The 2,132-nt window shown below is 70.8% G+C and carries 3 protein-coding genes; all 3 read left to right on the forward strand.

The window, feature by feature from the left end; genetic code table 11:
* A partial coding sequence (locus tag G6021_RS04375; RefSeq protein ID WP_241736424.1) for an SUMF1/EgtB/PvdO family nonheme iron enzyme occupies window positions 1-785 on the forward strand: 785 nt, incomplete at its 5' end.
* Entirely contained in the window at window positions 782-1,789 is a 1,008-nt protein-coding gene (gene egtD / locus G6021_RS04380) for an L-histidine N(alpha)-methyltransferase (RefSeq protein ID WP_182640741.1), read from the forward strand. The genes G6021_RS04375 and egtD, both read left to right, overlap by 4 nt.
* Before the next feature lie 65 nt (window positions 1,790-1,854).
* Window positions 1,855-2,132: transposase (locus G6021_RS04385; protein ID WP_182640742.1), on the forward strand; the 278-nt coding region annotated here is incomplete at its 3' end.

Consider the following 2,132-nt stretch of genomic DNA (forward strand, 5'->3'; position numbering starts at 1 on the left):
AAGGGGTCGCCCGGGTCGGCGCCTCGGACCCGGCCGACCGCTCCGGGTCTTCCCACGACGATCTGCCCTCCGGCGGCTCCTCCTACGACGGCTTCTCCTACGACAACGAGCGCCCGCGTCACCGGGTGTGGATCCCCGGCGGACAGGTGGCGACCCGCCAGGTCACGGTGGCCGACTGGAAGGAGTTCATGGCCGACGGAGGGTACGCCCGCCCCGAGCTGTGGCTCTCCGACGGGTGGGCCGCCGTGCAGGACGAGGGCTGGGACGCACCCGGGTACTGGAGGCGCGAGGACGGTGCCGGCGGGAGCGCGTCTGCGGGCACCGCCGGGGCGCCCGCCGCCGACGGCGAGTGGACCACCTTCACCCTCTCGGGTCGCCGTCCGGTCGTGGACGCCGAACCCGTGTGCCACGTGTCCTTCTACGAGGCCGACGCGTACGCCCGGTGGGCCGGGGCCCGCCTGCCCACCGAGTTCGAGTGGGAGGTCGCCACCGCCGGCTGGGAGATCCGCGACGAGCTCGACCCCGACCGCTGCCACCCGCAACCCGCCACGGATCGGACGATCGGCGGCGTCTGGGAATGGACCGCCAGCGCCTACCTGCCCTACCCGGGGTTCGTCACCGAGGAGGGCGCCGCCGGCGAGTACAACGGCAAGTTCATGTCCGACCAACACGTCCTACGTGGTGGCAGCGCCCTCACCCCGGCGGGCCACACGCGACCCACCTACCGGAACTTCTTCCCCGCCTCATCCCGGTGGGCGGCGACGGGACTGAGGCTCGCCCGATGACCGACACCGAGAACCCGACCACGACGACGACCACGACGACGACCACCACGACGACGACGGAGTCCACCGACCCCGACACCGCCGCGCTGGAGTCGGACCTGCTCGAAGGCTTCTTCTCCGACCCGCCCACCCTGCCCCCGCGCTGGTTCTACGACGAGAAGGGCAGCCTGCTGTTCGACCAGATCACCCGCGTGGCGGAGTACTACCCCACCCGGGCCGAGGCCGAGATCCTGCGGGCCCGGGCCGGCGACATCGTGGGCGAGGCCTCGACGGTGGTCGAGCTCGGGGCCGGGACCTGCGAGAAGACCCGGGTGCTGCTCGACGTCTTGGCGGCCGGGAGCGCGGATGCGGGATTCGTGCCCCTGGACATCAGCACCGAGATGCTCTTCGAGACCGCCCGCGCGCTCGAGCAGGAGTATCCGGGTCTGCGGATCGACCCGGTCATCGGCGACATCACCGCTCTCGACGGCCCGCTGCCGGGTGAGCCGGGCGGACGGCTGGTGCTGTTCCTCGGCGGCACCGTCGGCAACTTCAGCGAGTCGCAGCGCGCCGGGTTCTTCCGCATGATGCGCGGGATCATGGCCCCGGGTGACCGGCTGGCCGTGGGATTCGACCTGGTCAAGAATCCAGACCGGCTGGTCGCGGCCTACGACGACGCCGCCGGGGTCACCGCCGAGTTCAACCTCAACATGCTCGACGTGATCGCGCGGACCGTCGAGTGCACGGGCCTCGACCGCCGCGACTTCCGGCACGAGGCCGTGTGGAACGCCCGGGAGAGCCGGATCGAGATGTGGCTGCGCGCGGTGCGCGAGGTGCGGATCGACTTCCCGACGCTCGGGCGGGAGCGCACGCTGGCCGCCGGTGAGGGGATCCGCACCGAGATCGCCCGGAAGTTCGAGCCCCACGCACTCGTCGACGAGCTCGCGGGGCACGGCTTCAGCGGTCAGGCGGTGTGGACCGATGCGGTCGGCGATTTCGGGCTGGCCCTCGTCGTCGTCGACTAGGAGACTGCTGAACAAGTGGCGTGGCTGGCCTGCGAGGTTGGGGTGGCACTGAAATGATGTGCCTCATGCAGGGTGAGTCGGATCGGCAGCGGGAACTGTTGGATGTGGAGTCGGTGGCGGGGCATCTGCTCGAGCCCGGCAGTGTGTTCGCGTTGCTGGCCGAGCACCGTGACCGCCTGTTCCCGGACGAGTTGTTCGCCGACCTGTTTCCCTCTGGCCGGGGCCGACCGTCGATCCCGGGTGAGGTGATCGCCTCGGTGATCGTGCTGCAAGCCCTGTTCGGGCACTCCGATCGGGAGGCGGTCGATGCGTTGACATTCGACCTGCGGTGGAAAGCCGCCTG

Source organism: Dietzia sp. CW19 (genome assembly GCF_014145265.1).
Taxonomy (GTDB): domain Bacteria; phylum Actinomycetota; class Actinomycetes; order Mycobacteriales; family Mycobacteriaceae; genus Dietzia; species Dietzia natronolimnaea.